The sequence below is a fragment of the Candidatus Methylopumilus planktonicus genome, assembly GCF_006364715.1.
Classification (GTDB): Bacteria; Pseudomonadota; Gammaproteobacteria; order Burkholderiales; family Methylophilaceae; genus Methylopumilus; species Methylopumilus planktonicus_A.
Window position 1 is genome coordinate 886,678 of the sequence record NZ_CP040984.1, and the last position, 18,586, is coordinate 905,263.

General features: G+C 40.5%; 21 protein-coding genes. 7 read left to right on the forward strand and 14 right to left on the reverse strand.

Going from position 1 to position 18,586, the window contains the following annotated elements:
- Positions 1–17: 17 nt before the first annotated feature.
- The 13 genes from FIT63_RS04635 to rpoE all read right to left on the reverse strand — a co-directional run bounded on the left by FIT63_RS04635 (position 18) and on the right by rpoE (position 10,898).
- On the reverse strand, positions 18–767 hold the full coding sequence (locus FIT63_RS04635) for a tRNA threonylcarbamoyladenosine dehydratase (protein WP_140006768.1): 750 nt from the start codon (positions 765–767) through the stop codon (positions 18–20).
- Positions 768–773: 6 nt separating this feature from the next.
- Positions 774–1,151 carry a holo-ACP synthase gene (gene acpS / locus FIT63_RS04640; RefSeq protein ID WP_140005505.1) on the reverse strand — a complete coding sequence of 126 codons (378 nt, stop codon included), beginning with the start codon at positions 1,149–1,151 and terminating at the stop codon, positions 774–776.
- A gap of 23 nt (positions 1,152–1,174) precedes the next feature.
- Positions 1,175–1,900: a pyridoxine 5'-phosphate synthase gene (gene pdxJ / locus FIT63_RS04645; protein ID WP_140006769.1), complete on the reverse strand. Its 726-nt coding sequence runs from the start codon at positions 1,898–1,900 to the stop codon at positions 1,175–1,177.
- 8 nt (positions 1,901–1,908) lie between these two features.
- Positions 1,909–2,625: a DNA repair protein RecO gene (gene recO, locus FIT63_RS04650; RefSeq protein ID WP_140006770.1), complete on the reverse strand. Its 717-nt coding sequence runs from the start codon at positions 2,623–2,625 to the stop codon at positions 1,909–1,911.
- Between the two features lie 8 nt (positions 2,626–2,633).
- Positions 2,634–3,524: a GTPase Era gene (gene era, locus FIT63_RS04655; protein ID WP_140006771.1), complete on the reverse strand. Its 891-nt coding sequence runs from the start codon at positions 3,522–3,524 to the stop codon at positions 2,634–2,636.
- Positions 3,524–4,207 carry a ribonuclease III gene (rnc, locus tag FIT63_RS04660; protein ID WP_140006772.1) on the reverse strand — a complete coding sequence of 228 codons (684 nt, stop codon included), beginning with the start codon at positions 4,205–4,207 and terminating at the stop codon, positions 3,524–3,526. The genes era and rnc overlap by 1 nt, the downstream gene beginning before the upstream one ends.
- A complete protein-coding gene (lepB, locus tag FIT63_RS04665) occupies positions 4,207–4,950 on the reverse strand; it encodes a signal peptidase I (RefSeq protein ID WP_140006773.1) in 744 nt (247 codons plus the stop codon). The genes rnc and lepB overlap by 1 nt, the downstream gene beginning before the upstream one ends.
- The gene (gene lepA, locus FIT63_RS04670; RefSeq protein ID WP_140006774.1) at positions 4,947–6,740 is read right to left on the reverse strand and encodes a translation elongation factor 4; all 1,794 of its coding nucleotides are present in this window, start codon (positions 6,738–6,740) and stop codon (positions 4,947–4,949) included. Before lepA ends, lepB begins: the two co-directional genes overlap by 4 nt.
- Before the next feature lie 109 nt (positions 6,741–6,849).
- Positions 6,850–8,274: a DegQ family serine endoprotease gene (locus FIT63_RS04675; RefSeq protein WP_140006775.1), complete on the reverse strand. Its 1,425-nt coding sequence runs from the start codon at positions 8,272–8,274 to the stop codon at positions 6,850–6,852.
- 23 nt (positions 8,275–8,297) lie between these two features.
- Positions 8,298–8,732: a SoxR reducing system RseC family protein gene (locus FIT63_RS04680; RefSeq protein WP_140006776.1), complete on the reverse strand. Its 435-nt coding sequence runs from the start codon at positions 8,730–8,732 to the stop codon at positions 8,298–8,300.
- Positions 8,733–9,719, reverse strand: a complete 987-nt coding sequence (locus FIT63_RS04685) for a MucB/RseB C-terminal domain-containing protein (protein ID WP_189342268.1) — start codon at positions 9,717–9,719, stop codon at positions 8,733–8,735.
- Positions 9,697–10,155: a sigma-E factor negative regulatory protein gene (locus tag FIT63_RS04690; RefSeq protein ID WP_140006778.1), complete on the reverse strand. Its 459-nt coding sequence runs from the start codon at positions 10,153–10,155 to the stop codon at positions 9,697–9,699. Before FIT63_RS04690 ends, FIT63_RS04685 begins: the two co-directional genes overlap by 23 nt.
- A 23-nt stretch (positions 10,156–10,178) precedes the next feature.
- Positions 10,179–10,898 carry an RNA polymerase sigma factor RpoE gene (gene rpoE, locus FIT63_RS04695; RefSeq protein ID WP_140006779.1) on the reverse strand — a complete coding sequence of 240 codons (720 nt, stop codon included), beginning with the start codon at positions 10,896–10,898 and terminating at the stop codon, positions 10,179–10,181.
- Positions 10,899–10,981: 83 nt separating this feature from the next.
- Here rpoE and nadB point away from each other — a divergent pair, with 83 nt between their 5' ends.
- Both nadB and FIT63_RS04705 read left to right on the forward strand, forming a co-directional pair.
- A complete protein-coding gene (gene nadB, locus FIT63_RS04700) occupies positions 10,982–12,619 on the forward strand; it encodes an L-aspartate oxidase (RefSeq protein WP_420886435.1) in 1,638 nt (545 codons plus the stop codon).
- 76 nt (positions 12,620–12,695) lie between these two features.
- Positions 12,696–13,175 carry an FKBP-type peptidyl-prolyl cis-trans isomerase gene (locus FIT63_RS04705; RefSeq protein ID WP_028818313.1) on the forward strand — a complete coding sequence of 160 codons (480 nt, stop codon included), beginning with the start codon at positions 12,696–12,698 and terminating at the stop codon, positions 13,173–13,175.
- Here the strand turns inward: FIT63_RS04705 and FIT63_RS04710 are convergent.
- The gene (locus tag FIT63_RS04710; protein WP_140006780.1) at positions 13,172–13,972 is read right to left on the reverse strand and encodes an inositol monophosphatase family protein; all 801 of its coding nucleotides are present in this window, start codon (positions 13,970–13,972) and stop codon (positions 13,172–13,174) included. The genes FIT63_RS04705 and FIT63_RS04710 overlap by 4 nt on opposite strands.
- Positions 13,973–14,069: 97 nt before the next feature.
- On the opposite strand from FIT63_RS04710, the gene FIT63_RS04715 reads away from it, so the two are divergent.
- From FIT63_RS04715 to FIT63_RS04735, 5 genes are all read left to right on the forward strand, one after another.
- On the forward strand, positions 14,070–14,813 hold the full coding sequence (locus FIT63_RS04715) for an RNA methyltransferase (protein WP_140006781.1): 744 nt from the start codon (positions 14,070–14,072) through the stop codon (positions 14,811–14,813).
- Between the two features lie 62 nt (positions 14,814–14,875).
- Positions 14,876–15,622 (forward strand): serine O-acetyltransferase, encoded by a 747-nt coding sequence (cysE, locus tag FIT63_RS04720; protein WP_140006782.1) that lies wholly within the window; start codon positions 14,876–14,878, stop codon positions 15,620–15,622.
- An 87-nt stretch (positions 15,623–15,709) separates the two neighbouring features.
- A complete protein-coding gene (locus FIT63_RS04725; RefSeq protein ID WP_140006783.1) occupies positions 15,710–16,192 on the forward strand; it encodes an Rrf2 family transcriptional regulator in 483 nt (160 codons plus the stop codon).
- Positions 16,193–16,200: 8 nt separating this feature from the next.
- A complete protein-coding gene (locus FIT63_RS04730; protein ID WP_140006784.1) occupies positions 16,201–17,346 on the forward strand; it encodes a cysteine desulfurase family protein in 1,146 nt (381 codons plus the stop codon).
- Positions 17,347–17,349: 3 nt separating this feature from the next.
- Positions 17,350–18,573, forward strand: a complete 1,224-nt coding sequence (locus FIT63_RS04735) for an IscS subfamily cysteine desulfurase (RefSeq protein WP_140006785.1) — start codon at positions 17,350–17,352, stop codon at positions 18,571–18,573.
- The last annotated feature ends 13 nt before the right edge of the window (positions 18,574–18,586 follow it).

Here is an 18,586-nt window from a genome sequence, read left to right on the forward strand (position 1 = left end):
AATTTCAAGAGCTCTTTTTAGAGTAATTTCTTTAAAGCAACTGATGCTGCCATAAAACCGAAAGTAGCTGTCACCATAACACTCGAACCATACCCACCACAATGAAGACCTGTGAGCGCCTCATCAACTTCACATACTTCCTCAGGTTTTTTCATGACTTCATCCGTGAAAATAACGTCAATGCCTACTTTTTGCGAATCTTTTAATTGCAGTGCTTTTTTAACATCATGCCGAATTTTGGCTGTCAGCCTATCACCATGCGTTAAACTTAAATCAGCTATTTTAATTAATGAAGGATCTATACGCCCACCAGCACCGCCAGTCATGACCAGTGGGATTTTTTCATTTAAAGCATGAAGCGCTAGACCTGTTTTAATGCTTGCCTGGTCAATGGCATCAATAACGACATCAAAATTTTTCTTAATGAGTGCTGCTACATTTTCATTTGAAATAAAGTCATCCACAATATGGACATGACACAGGGGGTTAATTTCCAGAATTCTTTCCTTCATAGCTAGTACTTTAGATTTTCCAAGCGTATGACTTAACGCATGAATTTGTCGATTGATATTGGATTCGGCAATATGATCCAAATCAATGAGGGTGAGTTGGCCAATTGCATTTCGCGCTAATGCTTCAGCAGCCCATGATCCAACACCACCAATACCAATGACACAAACGTGTGCTTTCTGAAAAAGATCTAAAGCTTTTTTTCCATACAGACGTTCGACCCCACCAAAGCGCCGATTGAAATCGATGTCTTCCATTTAATTTTAGGTTTCAAGAACTACAAAGGCAGTCGCAATATTCTTTTCATCTGAAATAGAAATATGCTGACTTAAGATATTTTTTTGTTTTAAGAAGTCTTTTAATTCTTCATCAAATTCTAGAATAGGTTTTCCTAAATCATCATGGCCTACGATGATATTTTGAAAACGTACTGGCGATCTAAACCCAGTGCCCAAGGCCTTAGCAAAAGCTTCTTTGGCAGCAAAGCGTTTCGCTAGAAAACGAGATTGAGTTGATGACTTTAAGTAACTTTCAAATTCGGAATCACTTAAAATACGACGCGCAAAAGTATCACCAAATTTTTCGATGGATTCGTGAATGCGTGAAACTTCAACAACGTCAGTGCCAATACCAAAGATCATAATAAATTTTTCTTTTTAAAAAATTACTTCGAATACGTACGTAATAGTAATTTCATTTCACGGATCGCATTATCCCACCCTACAAATAATGCATGCGCCACAATCGCATGTCCAATATTAAGTTCTTCAATACCAGGAATTTCTGCAATTAAGTTCACATTATGATAATGAAGCCCATGACCAGCATTCACAATAAGCCCTAATGACAACGCATGTGCTGCAGCTTCTTTGACACGTTTTAATTCTTTCTGCTTTGTCACTTCATTTTCTGCATCTGCATAACGACCGGTATGAATTTCAATTACGGGCGCGCCCATCTTTTTCGCTAAATCAATATCTCCTAAATCAGGTGCAATAAAAAGTGATACACGACTACCTTGTTGGGTTAGAGTTTGCGTTGCACGGTGAAGGTGATCATAGGATTCTTTTACATTTAATCCGCCTTCCGTCGTTCGCTCTTCTCGCCTCTCAGGCACGATGCAAACATCTTGTGGTTTTACTCGAGATGCAATCGCAATCATTTCATCAGTTGCTGCCAACTCTAAATTCATTTTTGTTTGCAGCAAAGGTCGAATGGCAAAAATGTCTTCATCTTGCATATGACGACGATCTTCGCGAAGATGGAGTGTAATACTATCTGCACCGGCTTGCTCGGCACGAAGAGCTGCCTCGACAACACTTGGATAATTGGTCCCACGTGCTTGTCGTAAGGTTGCTACGTGATCAATATTAATTCCGAGCTTTAACATAAAATGTCTTATCCTTGTAAGTCGACAAAGAGTTGTTTCGAATGCAGTGGTTTATCGCCTAAATAAAACCCCAATAAATAACGCATCAATTGCTTACTTTGTTGTTGTGTTTCTTTACTAATATATTGGTCGCTTGCCATATCAAGCAAGGTCTTTCCTAAGACTTTAATGCCGTGATCGGTCTTCATTAAATCACACGCCCCATATTCAGCTTCATAGCGATATATTTTATCAGGGATAATTGGATTTGAATCTTCATCTTGATCTAAAGTGACTGCATAGCCTAGGGCTTGTAAAAGTTTGAGTTCAAATCGACGTAATGTAATGGTGAGTTCACGTCCTTCACTTAAAGCCAAAATAGTTTCGTGATAAAAATGAAAGAGGTCCATGTGAGGCTCATCTCTGGGTAATAAACGCATCATCAACTCGTTAATATAAAATCCGCACATTAATGCGTCACCCTCTAAAATAGTTAGCTTCTCGCACCACTCTAATCCATTTAAACTTTTAAGTTCCGATTTGCCTGACCAATTCGCAAGTAAAATCTGAAAAGATTGAAGCATGCCGCGAATGGATGATCTTGGACGCCGTGCTCCCTTAGCAACAACTGGAATACGGCCAAATTTTTCAGTGAAAACTTCCGCGATTAAACTTGTCTCTTTGAAAGGGTAAGTGTGCAAAATATACACACGCTGATTTTCTTGACGATGATTGGGAGTCGCCATTTAAAAAATTAAAGGCCTAATGATTTTAAAACATGCCGATCTGTCGACCAGCCACTTTTTACTTTAACCCAAGTCTCAAGCCATACTGTACCGCCAAAGAGCTCTTCCATGTCTTGTCTGGACTCAGATGAAATTTGTTTTAATTTCTCACCGTCTTTGCCAATCAACATGGGCTTCTGACTATCTTTGTCAACAATAATGGCGGCAAAAATGCGGCGTAATTTACCCTCGACTTCAAATTTTTCAATTTCAACCGCAATGGAATAAGGCACTTCCTGGCCCGTGAGACGAAAAATTTTTTCTCGAATAATTTCGGACGCAAGAAATCTTTCACTCTTATCAGTAATCTCATCTTCACCATAGATAAAAGGTTGTTCCGGTAAAAAGTCTCGAACGGTAGATAACAAATGATCTAGGTGTTTATTTTTTTTAGCAGACACAGGCACCATAGCTTTAAAGGTATATGTCTCGCTCATGGTTTTGATTTGTTCTAAAAGTGCATTCTTGTCTTTCATTAAATCTACTTTGTTCATGACCAGAATCGTCGGGCGATCTTTAGGAATGAGTTTCATAACCGCTTGGTCTTCTTCTGTCATGCCTCGAGACTCAATCACAAAAAGAACCACGTCCACATCGCTTAATACTTGGTGTACGGTTTTATTTAAACCCTTATTCATGAGGTTCAAATGTTTAAGCTGAAATCCCGGCGTGTCAATAAATAGAAACTGGGTGTCATCTATCGTTTGAATACCTAATAATTGATAGCGTGTGGTCTGCGCTTTTTTGGAGGTGATACTGATCTTACTACCTACCAAATAATTTAGAAGTGTAGACTTGCCTACATTAGGTCGGCCAACAATTGCAATCGTGCCACAGCGCGTAATTTTTTGTTCACTCATTAAATTGTCTCCAGCATAAGTTGATAAGCTTTTGATGCAGCCTCTTGCTCTGCAATACGTCGGCTATTACCTATCCCTTGCGTTTTAATATTAGACTTCTTAATGATGCACTCAATGGTAAAGGTTTGACTGTGTGCTTCACCTTCGATGGAGACAACTGTATAAATGGGTAAATCACTTTTCTTGCTTTGTAATAATTCTTGTAGCAAAGTTTTTGGGTCTTTTTGAATGAGTTTAGGATCAATCTCATTTAACTGATTTTCAAAAAAGCGAAGGACAAATTGATGTGTAGGTTCTATTCCCCCATCTAAATAAATCGCACCAATGATTGATTCAAAGGTATCGGCTAAAATAGACGGGCGTCGCCACCCTGCACTTTTTAATTCACCCTCACCTAATCTTATAAAGTCACCCAAACCAATTGAGGTTGCAATGCCGCTCAATGAACTCTCTTTAACAAGTTGCGCGCGTAAGCGACTTAAATCACCTTCATCAATGCGTGGAAATCTTTTATAAAGCTCTTCGGCGATGAGGAAACTTAGAACGCTGTCGCCTAAAAATTCGAGACGCTCATTATGTTGCGCTGAAAAACTGCGATGTGTGAGAGCCATGATCATAAAAGTAGAATCACTAAACGTGTAATGAATGATTCGGCTTAACGAGGCTTGACGCTCTTTATCCATTAATGAATGATAGTCCCAATACGTTTTAATTCGCCGAAGTTAAACCAAATAAAAAAAGCACGTCCCACTAAGTTATGTTCAGGCACAAAACCCCATACGCGACTATCGGCACTGTTATCTCGATTATCCCCAAACGCTAAGTAATGTCCGTGAGGCACTTCAAATTTAAAATTTTCTCCAGGTAAATCATGAATCAAAATGGAATGATTCACATTACCTAATGCCTCTTTAAACTCCTTGGCTTCAATATGATGAATTTCATTCATCACATATGGATATTTATCAACGAATGTCTGCTCTATTTTTTTATCATTGATATAAAGCGTTTTACTTTTATATTCAATTACATCTCCTGGAAGACCTACCACACGCTTGATATAATCGATCGATGGTTTAGGTGGGTAATGAAAAACAAACACATCACCACGCTTTGGCTTGTCTACTTCTATCATCGTGTAATTCAAAATAGGTACACGAATACCATAACTAAATTTACTTACTAAAATAAAGTCGCCTGCTAAAAGTGTTGGCATCATTGAACCTGACGGAATCTTAAAAGGTTCTGCAATGAATGAGCGGATAAAGAAGACTAATAAAATGACAGGGAAAAAACTTTTCGAATATTCAACAAGGATAGGATCTTTTGCATTCGCCGCTCTTTTTTTGCTTAAGACAAAAATATCAAGTAACCAAATAAGTCCTGTGATGGTTAAGACGATGACCATGATTAGCGCAAACATCATTTTTCTTCTACCCTTAAAATGGCTAAGAAAGCCTCTTGAGGAATTTCAACATTCCCAACCTGCTTCATACGCTTCTTGCCCTCTTTTTGTTTTTCTAATAATTTTTTCTTGCGACTGATATCACCACCATAACATTTAGCCAACACATTCTTCCGCATGGCTTTAACTGTTTCGCGTGCAATAATGTTAGCGCCGATAGATGATTGAATGGCGACATCAAACATCTGCCTTGGGATCAATTCACGCATTTTGGACGCCACTTCTCGCCCTCGATAAATACTATTTGTACGATGCACAATTAATGATAAGGCATCAACACGTTCACCATTCACCATGATATCAAGCTTCACTAAATCAGCTGCTCTAAATTCTAAGAATTCATAATCCATAGATGCGTAGCCTTTTGAAATCGATTTCAATCGATCAAAGAAATCGAGCACTACTTCATTAAGTGGCATCTCATAGGTCAGCATCACTTGGCGACCTAGGTATTGCATATTTTTTTGAATACCTCGCTTGCCATTACATAAAGTCATCACAGGACCTACATAATCTTGCGGCATTAATAAGTTAATGAGAATAATCGGCTCACGAATTTCTTCGATGCGAGATGTATCAGGTAATTTAGACGGATTTTCAATTTGGGTGACTTCGCCGTCTCTTTTGAGAAGTTCATATACAACAGTCGGAGCTGTGGTGATTAAATCCATATCATACTCACGCTCTAGTCGCTCTTGTACGATATCCATATGAAGAAGACCTAGAAATCCACAACGAAATCCGAAACCTAAGGCTGTCGAATTCTCTGGCTCAAAACGAAGGGATGAGTCATTTAAACTTAACTTTTCTAAGGCCGTTCTTAAAGCTTCGAATTGATTGGATTCCACAGGGTAGAGCCCTGCAAAAACTTGTGGTTTAACTTCTTTAAATCCAGCCAAAGATTCGGATGCGGGTTTATCTGCTAGCGTCACCGTATCGCCCACCTTAGCACTCGCGAGCTCTTTAATACCTGCAATAATAAAACCAACCTCGCCTGCGGAGAGTGATTCTTTGCTTCTCGATTTTGGTGTGAAGACGCCCACTTGCTCACATAGATATTGATCAGCCGTCGCCATCAGTTTAATTTTATCTTTTGGTTTTAAGCTACCATCGACCACACGCACTAACATGACAACGCCTACGTAATTATCAAACCAAGCATCAATGATGAGTGCCTTTAATGCTTTAGTCACGTCTCCTCTTGGTGGTGGAACACGAGAAACAATTGTTTCCAATACGTCTCTGACACCTTCGCCAGTTTTAGCTGAGCAGCGAATCGCATCTGTGGCATCAATGCCAATCACGTCGCCTATTTCTTCGATCACACGATCTGGATCCGCAGATGGTAAATCAATTTTATTTAACACAGGGGTGACTTCAACACCCTGTTCAATCGCGGTATAACAATTCGCAACTGTTTGCGCCTCAACACCTTGGCTTGCATCAACTACTAAAAGCGCACCCTCACAAGCCGCAAGAGAGCGACTCACTTCATAAGTGAAGTCGACGTGTCCAGGTGTGTCAATGAGGTTAAGGTTATATATTTTGCCGTCAAGCGCTTTATATTGAAGTGCGGCTGTTTGGGCTTTGATGGTAATACCGCGCTCACGCTCTAGATCCATCGAATCTAAAACTTGCGCTTCCATCTCGCGATCAGATAAACCACCGCAATATTGAATGATACGATCCGCCAAGGTCGACTTGCCGTGATCGATATGCGCGATGATTGAAAAGTTTCTAATGTTTTCCATGCAGAATTATGATGTCTTCAGTTACCTAATAACAAAGGCGCTTAAAACTCTTTAAGCGCCTTTGATTGAAAGCATGTATTTTACAACAAAGCTCTTAAACTAGCTGATTTTATCGCTCATTCGTGATCTTAACGGGCACATAAAGTGTCTCGTCATTTCTTAAAATAAGAAGCGCTATCGTCTTGCCGTTAGGGATGGTAGATACATCTTTAGCAAAAGCTTCAGCGCTTTCGACTTCGCTATTGTTTAGCGCCAAGACAATATCACCCCTTCGAATACCAGCTGCTGCTGCTGAACCTTGCGCATCAACGACTAGCAGACCTTTTTTGCCATTCATTTTTTTACGTTGTTGCGGTGGCGCTTCTTTTAAAACTAAACCTAAACGATTCACGTCTGCTTTGTCAGGTGCCTTATTACTTGCAATCACTTCAGATTGATCAGATGGCATTTCGCCAACTGTTAAGTTGAGTGTTTTGATACTGCCTTTTCTGAACACTTCAGCGACAACCGTTTTACCGGGTTTGGTATTGCCCACCGCTTTGGGTAAGTCAGATGACGACTCAATCAACTTATTATCAAACTTAGTAATGACATCACCCGGTTGAAGACCACCCTTTTCTGCAGGTGCTCCTTTTTCAATGCCTGCGACTAATGCACCATTCGTATTTTTCATACCAAAAGATTCAGAAAGTTCTTTAGTCACTTCTTGAATCGCAATACCTAACCAACCACGAATCACTTTACCGTTAGTTTTGAGTTGAGTCATGACGTCCATCGCAACATTGATAGGAATCGCAAATGAGAGCCCCATATAACCCCCGGTGCGACTATAAATTTGTGAGTTAATCCCTATCACCTCACCTTTTAAGTTAAACAAAGGCCCGCCTGAGTTACCTGGATTTATCGCAACATCCGTTTGAATGAAGGGCACAAAATTTTCTTGGGGTAATGCGCGACCTTTGGCACTCACAATACCGACTGTCATGGTATTTTCTAAACCAAAAGGAGCGCCAATGGCTGCTACCCATTCGCCTACTTTAATCGTGTCGGGATTTCCAATACTTACTTTCGGTAAGCTATTCGCATTGACTTTTAATACAGCAACATCCGTTCTTAAATCAATCCCAATCACTTTCGCTTTGAATTCGCGCTTGTCATTAAGCTTTACCATCACTTCGTCTGCGTCTTTGACTACGTGGGCATTCGTTAAAATGTAACCATCGGTCGTCACAATAAATCCGGACCCTGTGGCAGAAACTTGTTTATCTGGGGTAGGTTGTTGACCGCGACCATTGTGAGGCGGCATACCCGGCGGCACTGGAATACCAAAACGCTTAAAAAATTCTTGCATCTGCTCATCTTCGGGCGATCCTTGGCCTATAGCATTCGCACGATTTTTTTGAATCGAGCTGATATTAACCACCACAGGACTTTGTTTTTCTGCGAGCTCAGTAAAGTCTGGAAGATCTTTAGCAGCTAATCCGGTCACAAGTAAAAATTGAAATATGCACACATAAAAAAAACGTCTTAACATAGCTTGTATATTCCTTAAATAAATTATTTAAAACGAATCAATCGCGCTTCATTGTAAAACATTTGCATCTTTTCGTTAATGACGCGCTTGATCATCATGACACCCAAAGATAATCCTAAAACCGCGCCCAGCAACGTATAAAATTCGTTCATATCTTTTGCAAAGCTATTTGCAATTATCATGCCTAAAAACATTAAAAGAAGCGGAACGCCATAAAGCATAAGCGAACCTTTAAGCATAAACGTTTCATCAATACCTAAAATGACGACATCACCTAACTTCGCATTCAAATCGTTTCTTGTTTCAATATAACCTGACCGATGTGAAAAAATCTTTCCCCAAATTGAGTTGCCACAACCTCTGACCTGCCCACATAAACCACATGGCTTAGTTCGAACGACTTCGAGTGTAACTCGATCTTTTGAAGTTTTAATGACAATGGCTTGTTCTTCGATCATCTAATGCGCTTTCATATCCTGAATCGAATTTGAAATTTTTTGAATAGTTGCCTGTGGAACTGTGCCTACCACCATAATTTGATTACCATTCATCACTCTCGCATGAACATGAGATGAACCCACGCGCGTTTCACCAATACGAGACTTCTGATCTTTAGGAATGGGATTCACAAATAAAGAGACAAAGGAAAGTCCGTCTGAGAATACCCAGTGATGAACAATCTGTGGTTTAGTACCCATAGTTCTTGTGACGTGACTCACTTCTTTATAGCCTGCCGGCAAATTAGCAATGGTGCAATATTTTTCGAGGGATGCTTTATTTTCAGGCACCTCATTCATGATGTATTTTTTATGTATATCCACATCCGGTTTAAACCAATTTAAATCTTGGCCACTAAATAATCCAATTTGATTAAAGCTTGCTTGTTCAATCATTTTTTGTTGATGATCTAAAATACTCATCTTCAGAATTAAACCAAATTCTTTATCAAGCCAAAGCTTATAAAGGTATCGAAACTGATCTTTAGGCTCCAGATAAACGATTTGTGCTTCGCGACCGCTAATCCTTTCCTGATTAGCAAAGCGAAGGGTGTAAATAGCCTTAACACTTTCAATGTCTGGAGGCAAAATAGCAGGAAATAAACTCTGTCCCTGTCTCTCCTGAATGATGACATTTTCTTTATTAGAATTAAACACCATCATATTATTCCCGCGAGATAAAGCTTCACGAGGCTGGCCATCTAAAGAGACCATACGGGCGAACTCTTCTTCACCATTATTCAGATGGGTGATTTCGATTGAGCGAATATCTTGGGAATTTTGATAAAGAAAAATACCTTTATAACTTAATTTTCTGGCGGCTTGAGAGGCTTTCTCTAGATGAAGCCAAGGATCCTCAGCACCTTGCGCACTAAAACTTAAGGCAAGGGTGATTAACCCAATCACTAATCCTTGCATAAAAAAATTACTTAACTTGTGTTTCAACATAAAACGCGACATTACTCGGTGCTAACATTTGATGCGCTTCAATATATTCATTTGGAATTTCTTCCGCAATTTCAATGGTATTTGTTGTTTTCATATGAAACGTATTTGTCGTGATCATTGCCCCTACAAAAAGAACAGCAATAAATGATGCCGCGATTGGCCAAGACATCCATAAAGGTGATGGGAGTGCCATCGTGGATTGAGGTTTAGATGACTGATTAAATTTTAACTGGATAGGCTCTTTATCAATGGCATCTATGATCGATTTAGATGAAAACGTAACATCACTCAATTCATTTTTAATGGAGTCACGAATCAATTGATAAGTTTCAAAGCGCTCGCGTAAACGGCTGTCTTTGCTAATCTCTGTGACCGTTTGACTTGAACTTTTAAGACTGAGCTCATCATCGAGAAGTGTTGAAATTTTTTCTTTCATATAACTTTTCCTTAAAATTAAATTTACCAACGTTTATTATTGTGTTGTGACAAAAGCGGTTTTAATTTTTCCGCAATTGTTTCACGCGCTCTAAAGATACGAGAGCGGACAGTGCCAATCGGACACTCCATCATCTCTGCAATCTCTTCATAACTTAAGCCTTCAATTTCGCGTAATGTAATCGCTACCCTTAATTCTTCTGGTAATGATTCAATCGCGGCATTGACAGTAATGCCAATTTCTTTTGTGAGTAATGTTGTTTCTGGATTTTCAAATTCCGCTACTTGGTGTGTTTCTTCAAACTCACCATCTTCATTTTCAAATTCAGTCATATTGCGCGGGCGTTTGCCCATCGCTACTAGGTGATTTTTTGCGGTGTTAATACCAATACGATAGAGCCAGGTATAAAAAGCGCTATCGCCTCTGAAATTAGGGAGAGCACGATAAGCTTTAATGAATGTTTCTTGAACAATGTCTTCAATCTCAGCTTGATCACGCACCATGCGCGTTAAGATGCGACCGAGCTTGCGATGATATTTTTCGACCAAAAGTCCGAAAGCTTTCTTATCGCCTTGCTGCGCACTTTCAACTAAAACCTGGTCGAGTGCACGATTCGGATTTTCTATTTTCTCACTCACAACGACTGATAGCGAAGATTTTTCATGCTCGGAAGTATACACGGCGGACTTATCTTCAACGAGTGATAATTTCTTTTGTTCTATGTTATTGTTAAGTTTTGGCATGGGTTTTGAGTTTAATCTCTTTCGTAAAAAAACATACACATACTTTATATATACCATAGGACGACTTCATTCTTAATTAGTTCATGAAAAATACGCAAATGTTACTTTGTGATGTGCTTATTATAGGTAGCGGTCTAGCTGGCCTTACTTCAGCTTTAAAGTTAGCTGACCATAAAAAAGTACTCATCGTGAGTAAGCGCGAAATTCTAGATAGCTCAAGCCAGTGGGCTCAAGGTGGCGTGGCTGCCGTCATGTCAAATGAGGACTCCATTGAAAGTCATGTGAAGGATACCGAATTTGTTGGGGGTGGTTTAACTGACCCTAAGGTCGCGAGTTTTGTCGCGTCTCACGGTAAAGAAGCCATTCAGTGGCTTAATGATTTGCATGTGCCTTTTAGCCGGGACGACACAACACACCAATTTCATTTAACTAAAGAAGGTGGTCATAGCCATAGGCGAGTGGTTCACGCAAAAGATGCTACAGGTCGGGCGATTCAGGCGACTTTGAGTGAGCAAGTTAAAGCGCACGCCAATATCACGATTTTAGAAAATCATATTGCGGTTGACCTCATTACAGAAAAAAAATCTTTAAAAGTTGATCACATTAAATCCAATCGCTGCTTAGGCGCTTATGTACTTAATAACAAAACGGGTAAAGTCATCACGGTCTCTGCACAAGAAACCATTCTTGCAGCAGGCGGTGTCAGTAAAGTGTATCTCTACACAACTAACCCTGATGTGAGCACAGGGGATGGTGTAGCCATGGCATGGCGCACAGGATGCCGTGTGGCCAATATGGAATTTATTCAGTTTCATCCGACGTGTCTTTTCCACCCAAAAGCTAAATCTTTTTTAATATCTGAAATTGTGAGGGGTGAAGGTGGCCTTTTAAAACTCCCCGATGGATCTCGTTTCATGGATGAGTATGACGCAAGAGGTGAATTAGCTTCCCGCGATATTGTGGCCCGCGCGATTGACTTTGAAATGAAAAAACGTGGGATCGATTGTGTGTATTTAGATATCTCGCACAAATCACCTGACTTTATAAAGTCACATTTTCCAACCATCTATGCCCGGTGCTTAGAACTTGGTATCGACATCACAAAAGAATGGATTCCAGTCGTACCTGCTGCTCATTATAGTTGTGGAGGTGTGATGACGAACCTTGCAGGTCAAACCGATTTAGCGCATCTTTATGCCATTGGCGAAACAGCCTATACAGGACTTCATGGCGCCAATCGTCTAGCGAGTAATTCACTCCTCGAATGTTTAGTCTTTGGTGAAGCAGTCGCGAAACATATTCTTCAATCAAAAGTCGATACCACCTCATTTATTTTGCCTCACTGGGATGAAAGTCGCGTGACCGATGCGGACGAAGAAATTCTTATCACACATACTTGGAATGAATTAAGACGCTTCATGTGGAATTATGTCGGCATTGTGCGAACCAATAAACGTTTATCACGTGCACTGCATCGTATTCATATGTTGCGTGATGAGGTGCATGAGTTTTATACCAACTTTAAAGTGAGTCACAACCTCATTGAATTAAGAAATCTTTTACAAGTGGCAGAGTTAATTGTGGAATCAGCCATTGCACGACACGAAAGCCGTGGACTTCATTTTAGTCGTGATTATCCAAAGCCATTAAAGATCGCAAAACCAACGATCATGACCCCATCTAATTTTTACAGTCTCCTTGATCATAATCACGGACATTAAAATAATTTTAAAAAGTCACGCCCTATCTCTTTATATTCTCTATAAAATATTAAAAAAACATTTGAAGGAATTTTTTATGCAAGTCTCCATGAACACTGTGGTCACTATGACCTACGAACTTAAAGATGCCGACGGAGTTGTTTTAGAATCAAGTGACCAGCCTGTGGCCTATCTCCATGGTGGCTATGACAATATTTTCCCAAAAGTAGAAGAAGCGATGCACGGAAAAAATATTGGTGACACGATTGAATTAGCATTAGAGCCTGCCGATGCTTTTGGTGAATACGATGCAGAACTCGTTCAAATCGAACCTGCCTCAGCCTTCCCTCAAGAAAATTTAAAAGAGGGTTCGCAATTTGAAGGTGAAGATGAGACGGGTGAAGTTATTTTATATACAGTGACAAATGTTGCAGATGGGAAAGTCGTGGTGGATGGTAATCATCCTTGGGCTGGCCAACGTATTATTTTTAAAGCCACGATTAAAGATGTGCGTTCTGCAAATCAAGAAGAAGTGACTCATCAGCACGTGCACGGTGCTGGCGGTCATCACCACTAAACTTTAATCTCTTCCGTGAGGTGAGGTGCTAAAGTTTCTAACATGGCATCATAAATTTTAGGTGAGGCTGCCAATACATTTCCAGACTGAAGCCATCCCTCTTTGCCATTTAAGTTTGAAATAATCCCGCCCGCTTCTTGCACTAAAAGTGCGCCTGCTGCAATATCCCAGGGTGACAAACCAATCTCCCAAAAAGCATCCAGTGACCCATTCGCTACATAAGCCAAATCAAGCGCTGCTGAGCCTGGACGTCTAATGCCTGTAGTTTTTTGCAGCATCGATTTAAACATACCCAAATAAGTATCAAGATGTTTAAAGTCGCGAAATGGAAAACCTGTCCCAATAAGAGACTCTTTAAGCTTGTCGCATTTTGAAACGCGGATACGCTTATCATTTAAGAATGCACCACGACCCTTGGTCGCCGTATAAAGATCATTTCGATTCGGTTCATAAATCACGGCTTGCGTGATCTCACCTTTATGCTGAAGCGCTATCGATACACAGTACTGCGGAAAGTTATGCAAGAAATTAGTTGTGCCGTCCAAGGGATCGATGATCCAAATGAAATCACTCTGATGCGATGTGGAACCTGATTCTTCTCCAAGGAAACCGTGATCTGGATAAACTTCTTTTAAAGTATTAATAATCGCACGCTCGGCGGCTATATCCACCTCACTCACAAAGTCATTAAAATTTTTGCTTTTCACTGTGAGTGTTCCGATATCTTGCGACGCTCGATTAATAATAGCGCCTGCGCGTCTTGCGGCTTTAACTGCAATGTTTAACATCGGATGCATAAAATGAATTTCTCTCTCTTTTTATAAGAACGTGACTATTTATAAGCTTTGTTTTTAAATAGACTTGATAAAATGCTATTTTACATGAAGGAACTCCATGGTCGCTACTTCAGATGCGTTCGATCGCATCCGCATCATACTCTGTCAAACGAGTCACCCCGGAAATATTGGTGCCACAGCGCGTGCGATGAAAACGATGGGCATTCACACACTCTATTTAGTCAATCCTAAAAAATTTCCACACCCTGAAGCAACAGCGATGTCGTCGGGCGCTGATGACGTTTTAAAAGATGCGCACGTCGTTCAAAATTTAGAAGTGGCTCTCCAAGGTGTCAAGCTTGCCGTGGGCTTGTCTGCGAGGCGACGTGAGTTGACACAACCTTATTTAGAGGTGCGAGAAGTAGCACACGAAATGATGCGTGTCGCAGATCATTCAGATGTCGCTTTTGTCTTTGGAACTGAAATGAGTGGACTCTCAAATCTCGAGACATACCAATGCCAAGTATTAAGTTTTATTGATGCAAACCCAAATTACTCATCCCTTAATTTAGCTCAAGCGGTTCAGGTGGTATGTCATGAATTAAGACAGGCAAGCATTTCAAAAAACCCGCCCAAACTCTACACCAAAGATTTAAATCTTTTAGCCGATCACAATAGCTTAATGGGATTTTTGTCTCATTTAGAAGTGGTACTCGAGAAAATTGAATTCTTAGATAAGGTGCAAGGTGAACGCCTAATGCAGCGACTGCATATCCTTTTTGCGAGATCTCAACTTGAAGTGGATGAGATTAATATTTTGCGCGGTATCTTAACGCAGATACAAAAAAAATTAAAAGATTGAAGACCGTTTGTATTACCCTAGTATTTTAGTCAAGTTAATCATTTCATGCGATAATTACTCCTATGTTTAAAAAAATTAGAGAAGATATCGCGATTGTTTTTGAGCGTGACCCGGCTGCGAGGTCAACCCTTGAAATCTTAACGACCTACCCCGGCGTTCATGCAGTACTGATTCATCGGGTGGCGCACGCTTTCTGGGGAATCAAACTTTACTGGCTAGGTCGCTTCATTTCTCATGTCGGACGTTTTTTTACTGGGATTGAAATTCACCCAGGGGCAACTATCGGTCGTCGTGTTTTTATTGATCACGGCATGGGGGTTGTGATTGGTGAAACCGCAATTGTTGAAGATGATTGCACGCTTTATCATGGTGTGACATTGGGTGGCACTTCCTGGAATAAGGGAAAACGTCATCCGACTTTAAAGCAAGGTGTTGTGGTTGGGGCAGGTGCCAAAATCTTAGGTCCTATTACGATTGGCCGCGGAGCCAAAATCGGATCGAATGCAGTGGTGGTAAAAGATGTCCCAGCCAAAGCCACGGCCCTAGGCATTCCAGCACGTATTGTCGAAGAAGAAGGACAAACCAAACAAAAAAGCGCAGTGCAACTTCCAGCCTTTAACGCTTATGCGGTGGGCCGAGATGAGACTGACCCTATGTACAAACATCTTGATCAATTGATGTTAGCCATCAAAAAACAAAATCACACCATTGAGCGTTTAGAGGACCAAATCAAAGCCTTGAAACCGCGTGCCAACGAGGATCTTAAACTCGCCAAAGCCTTCTCGCACAAGAAAAAGGCATCCAAATAATACTTGATTAAAATAATAGGTTATTCTATACTTCAGGCTTCAGAAACAAAATATTTCTTATAAGTCTTAAAGATAAAGGATCTTATTATGCGTCTTACCACTAAAGGTCGTTTTGCAGTGACTGCTATTTTAGATCTCGCACTGAACGAGACAGAAAAGCCTGTGACCTTAGCTGAGATCAGCGATCGACAAGCGATCTCTTTATCCTACCTCGAGCAACTCTTTAGTCGCATGCGTCGTGGAGGCATCGTAAAAAGTATACGTGGGCCTGGTGGTGGATATCACCTCGCTAAAAAACATCAAGAGATTACTGTGAAAGACATCATTACAGCGGTCGATGAAGAAATTGATGCGACCCAGTGCTCTGGTAAAGAAAATTGTCACGATGGTGGTCGCTGTATTACCCATGATCTTTGGGTGTCCATCAATCATAAAATTTTAGACTATCTTGAGAGTTTAACTTTAGCTCACCTAGTTGAGGCGCAATCTAAAGATAGTAAGAATCGTGAGAGTGCCATTTTTTTCTTAAACGATAAACTCAGACAAGGTGATTTAGCGAAAGCCGTTTAATAAATATCATGCAAAAAAATTATTTCGACCACAACGCAACGACAGCCATAGACAAAAAAGTCTTAGGCGTCATGTTGCCTTATATTGAAATGCAACAAGGCAATCCTACAAGTCAGCATAGTTTTGGCAGATATGCTAGAACCGCGATTGAAGAAGCGCGCGAACAAGTAGCACTTGCCATTCATGCTCACCCGTCTGAAGTGATCTTCACATCAGGGGGTACAGAAGCTAACAACATGATCGTGCATGGTGCTGCTATCAAGGAGAGAGAAAGTACATTGGTCAGAAGTAATATTGAACACCCATGTGTTGCCCGCCCAATGGAAGCTATGAAATATCAGGGTTGGAAGCAGGCATTATTAAATGTCAGTCAAGATGGTGTGGTGACAAAAGAAGCCTACAAGAATATCTCGGCTGAGAATATCAGTCTTGTATCAGTCATGTTAGCGAATAATGAGACAGGCGCTATTCAAGACATGGCGCTCCTACATGATTTCGCAAAAGAAAAAAAAGCACTCTCGCATACAGACGCAGTGCAAGCGTTTGGGAAAATTGATGTGCGCTTTGATGAACTTCACATCGATGCCATGACCCTCTCGAGCCATAAAATATATGGTCCACAAGGTGTAGGTGCATTAATCTTAAATAAACGTAGCGATATCGAACCTTTGATTTACGGTGGCGGGCAGGAAAAGAATTTAAGAAGTGGCACTGAAAATATTGCAGCGATTGTAGGTTTTGGTAAAGCATGTGAACTCATTTCAGAATCTATGAAGGCAACTTCAACGCATACACATGAACTTAAAAAAATACTTGAAGTCCATTTAAAAGATTTAGGTGCTGTGATTTTTTCTGAAAAAGTTGCACGTTTAAATAACACGACTTTCTTTGCATTTAAAGATATCGAAGGATCGACATTACTCACTGCTTTGGACAAAAAAGGCTTCGCCATTGCAAGTGGTTCTGCATGTTCAAGTGTGAATAAAGAACCGAGTCATGTCTTGCTTGCAATGGGTATTGGTGAGGATTTAGCGCGCGGTGCATTGCGCATTAGTTTTGGACAAAAAAATTCAATGACTGAAGTCAAAGACTTTGTAGAAGTATTAAAAAAAGAATTGCAAACATTAAAACAACTTACAGCGATCGCGGCATAACATATGACAAAAGACATAGCACGTAAACCAATTTATCTGGATTACTCATCGACGACACCGATCGACCCTCGTGTGGCTGAAAAAATGATCCCATTCATTACAGAACATTTTGGTAATCCCGCGTCTCGAAGCCATAGCTTCGGCTGGACTGCAGAAGAGGCGGTTGAAGAAGCGCGCGATGAAGTAGCTAAACTTGTCAATGCGGATCCTAGAGAAATTGTTTGGACATCGGGTGCCACTGAATCAAATAACTTAGCTATTAAAGGTGCGAGCCATTTTTATAGCACTAAGGGTAAACATATTTTAACTGTCTCCACTGAACATAAGTGTGTGATCGATTCATTTCGTGAGCTCGAACGTGAAGGATATACAGCGACCTATTTAGAACCTGAACCGAATGGCTTGGTGGATCTAGAAAAATTTAAAAAAGCGATCCGTCCTGATACGGTGCTAGCCTCTGTCATGTTTGTCAATAATGAGATTGGAGTGATTCAAGATATTGAAGCGCTTGGCAATATCTGTCGAGAGCAGAAAGTGGTCTTTCATGTAGACGCAGCACAAGCTACGGGTAAAGTGGATATCGATTTAGAAAAACTGCCCGTCGATCTCATGAGTTTTTCTGCACATAAAACTTACGGGCCTAAAGGTATTGGTGCACTCTACGTGAGACGTAAACCACGTATACGTATTGAAGCGCAAATGCATGGGGGTGGTCATGAGCGCGGTATGCGTTCAGGCACGTTAGCTACCCATCAAATTGTAGGTATGGGCGAAGCTTTTAGAATTGCTCGCATTGAAATGCAATTAGAAAATGAACGTATCAGAAAATTACGCGATAAATTATTACATGGCCTTCAAGATATGGAAGAAGTCTATGTGAACGGGGACTTGAAACATCGTATTCCACATAACCTTAATATTAGCTTCAACTATGTGGAAGGTGAGTCGCTTATTATGGCGGTAAAAGATATTGCAGTTTCCAGCGGATCTGCTTGTACATCAGCAAGCTTAGAACCGAGTTATGTGTTGCGTGCTTTAGGGCGCTCAGATGAATTAGCGCATAGCTCTATTCGTTTCTCCATTGGACGATTTACGACAGAAGCTGATGTGGATTTTACGATCCAATTACTTAAAGAAAAGATTCATAAATTAAGAGAACTCTCACCATTGTGGGATATGTTTAAAGACGGTATTGATATTAGTAAAGTTGAGTGGGCTGCCCACTAAATTTTTAAAAAAG

Excerpts from the sequence above, each read along its gene's own strand:
- FIT63_RS04635 (WP_140006768.1), bottom strand. The coding sequence starts at position 767 with ATGGAAGACATCGATTTCAATCGGCGCTTTGGTGGGGTCGAACGTCTG.
- FIT63_RS04725 (WP_140006783.1), top strand. The coding sequence starts at position 15,710 with ATGCGTCTTACCACTAAAGGTCGTTTTGCAGTGACTGCTATTTTAGAT.
- FIT63_RS04685 (WP_189342268.1), bottom strand. The coding sequence starts at position 9,719 with ATGTTGAAACACAAGTTAAGTAATTTTTTTATGCAAGGATTAGTGATT.
- FIT63_RS04735 (WP_140006785.1), top strand. The coding sequence starts at position 17,350 with ATGACAAAAGACATAGCACGTAAACCAATTTATCTGGATTACTCATCG.
- FIT63_RS04675 (WP_140006775.1), bottom strand. The coding sequence starts at position 8,274 with ATGTTAAGACGTTTTTTTTATGTGTGCATATTTCAATTTTTACTTGTG.
- acpS (WP_140005505.1), bottom strand. The coding sequence starts at position 1,151 with ATGATCTTTGGTATTGGCACTGACGTTGTTGAAGTTTCACGCATTCAC.
- FIT63_RS04715 (WP_140006781.1), top strand. The coding sequence starts at position 14,070 with ATGGTCGCTACTTCAGATGCGTTCGATCGCATCCGCATCATACTCTGT.
- pdxJ (WP_140006769.1), bottom strand. The coding sequence starts at position 1,900 with ATGTTAAAGCTCGGAATTAATATTGATCACGTAGCAACCTTACGACAA.
- FIT63_RS04710 (WP_140006780.1), bottom strand. The coding sequence starts at position 13,972 with ATGCATCCGATGTTAAACATTGCAGTTAAAGCCGCAAGACGCGCAGGC.
- rnc (WP_140006772.1), bottom strand. The coding sequence starts at position 4,207 with ATGGATAAAGAGCGTCAAGCCTCGTTAAGCCGAATCATTCATTACACG.
- cysE (WP_140006782.1), top strand. The coding sequence starts at position 14,876 with ATGTTTAAAAAAATTAGAGAAGATATCGCGATTGTTTTTGAGCGTGAC.
- FIT63_RS04730 (WP_140006784.1), top strand. The coding sequence starts at position 16,201 with ATGCAAAAAAATTATTTCGACCACAACGCAACGACAGCCATAGACAAA.
- rpoE (WP_140006779.1), bottom strand. The coding sequence starts at position 10,898 with ATGCCAAAACTTAACAATAACATAGAACAAAAGAAATTATCACTCGTT.
- nadB (WP_420886435.1), top strand. The coding sequence starts at position 10,982 with ATGAAAAATACGCAAATGTTACTTTGTGATGTGCTTATTATAGGTAGC.
- era (WP_140006771.1), bottom strand. The coding sequence starts at position 3,524 with ATGAGTGAACAAAAAATTACGCGCTGTGGCACGATTGCAATTGTTGGC.
- recO (WP_140006770.1), bottom strand. The coding sequence starts at position 2,625 with ATGGCGACTCCCAATCATCGTCAAGAAAATCAGCGTGTGTATATTTTG.
- FIT63_RS04705 (WP_028818313.1), top strand. The coding sequence starts at position 12,696 with ATGCAAGTCTCCATGAACACTGTGGTCACTATGACCTACGAACTTAAA.
- lepA (WP_140006774.1), bottom strand. The coding sequence starts at position 6,740 with ATGGAAAACATTAGAAACTTTTCAATCATCGCGCATATCGATCACGGC.
- FIT63_RS04690 (WP_140006778.1), bottom strand. The coding sequence starts at position 10,155 with ATGAAAGAAAAAATTTCAACACTTCTCGATGATGAGCTCAGTCTTAAA.
- lepB (WP_140006773.1), bottom strand. The coding sequence starts at position 4,950 with ATGATGTTTGCGCTAATCATGGTCATCGTCTTAACCATCACAGGACTT.
- FIT63_RS04680 (WP_140006776.1), bottom strand. The coding sequence starts at position 8,732 with ATGATCGAAGAACAAGCCATTGTCATTAAAACTTCAAAAGATCGAGTT.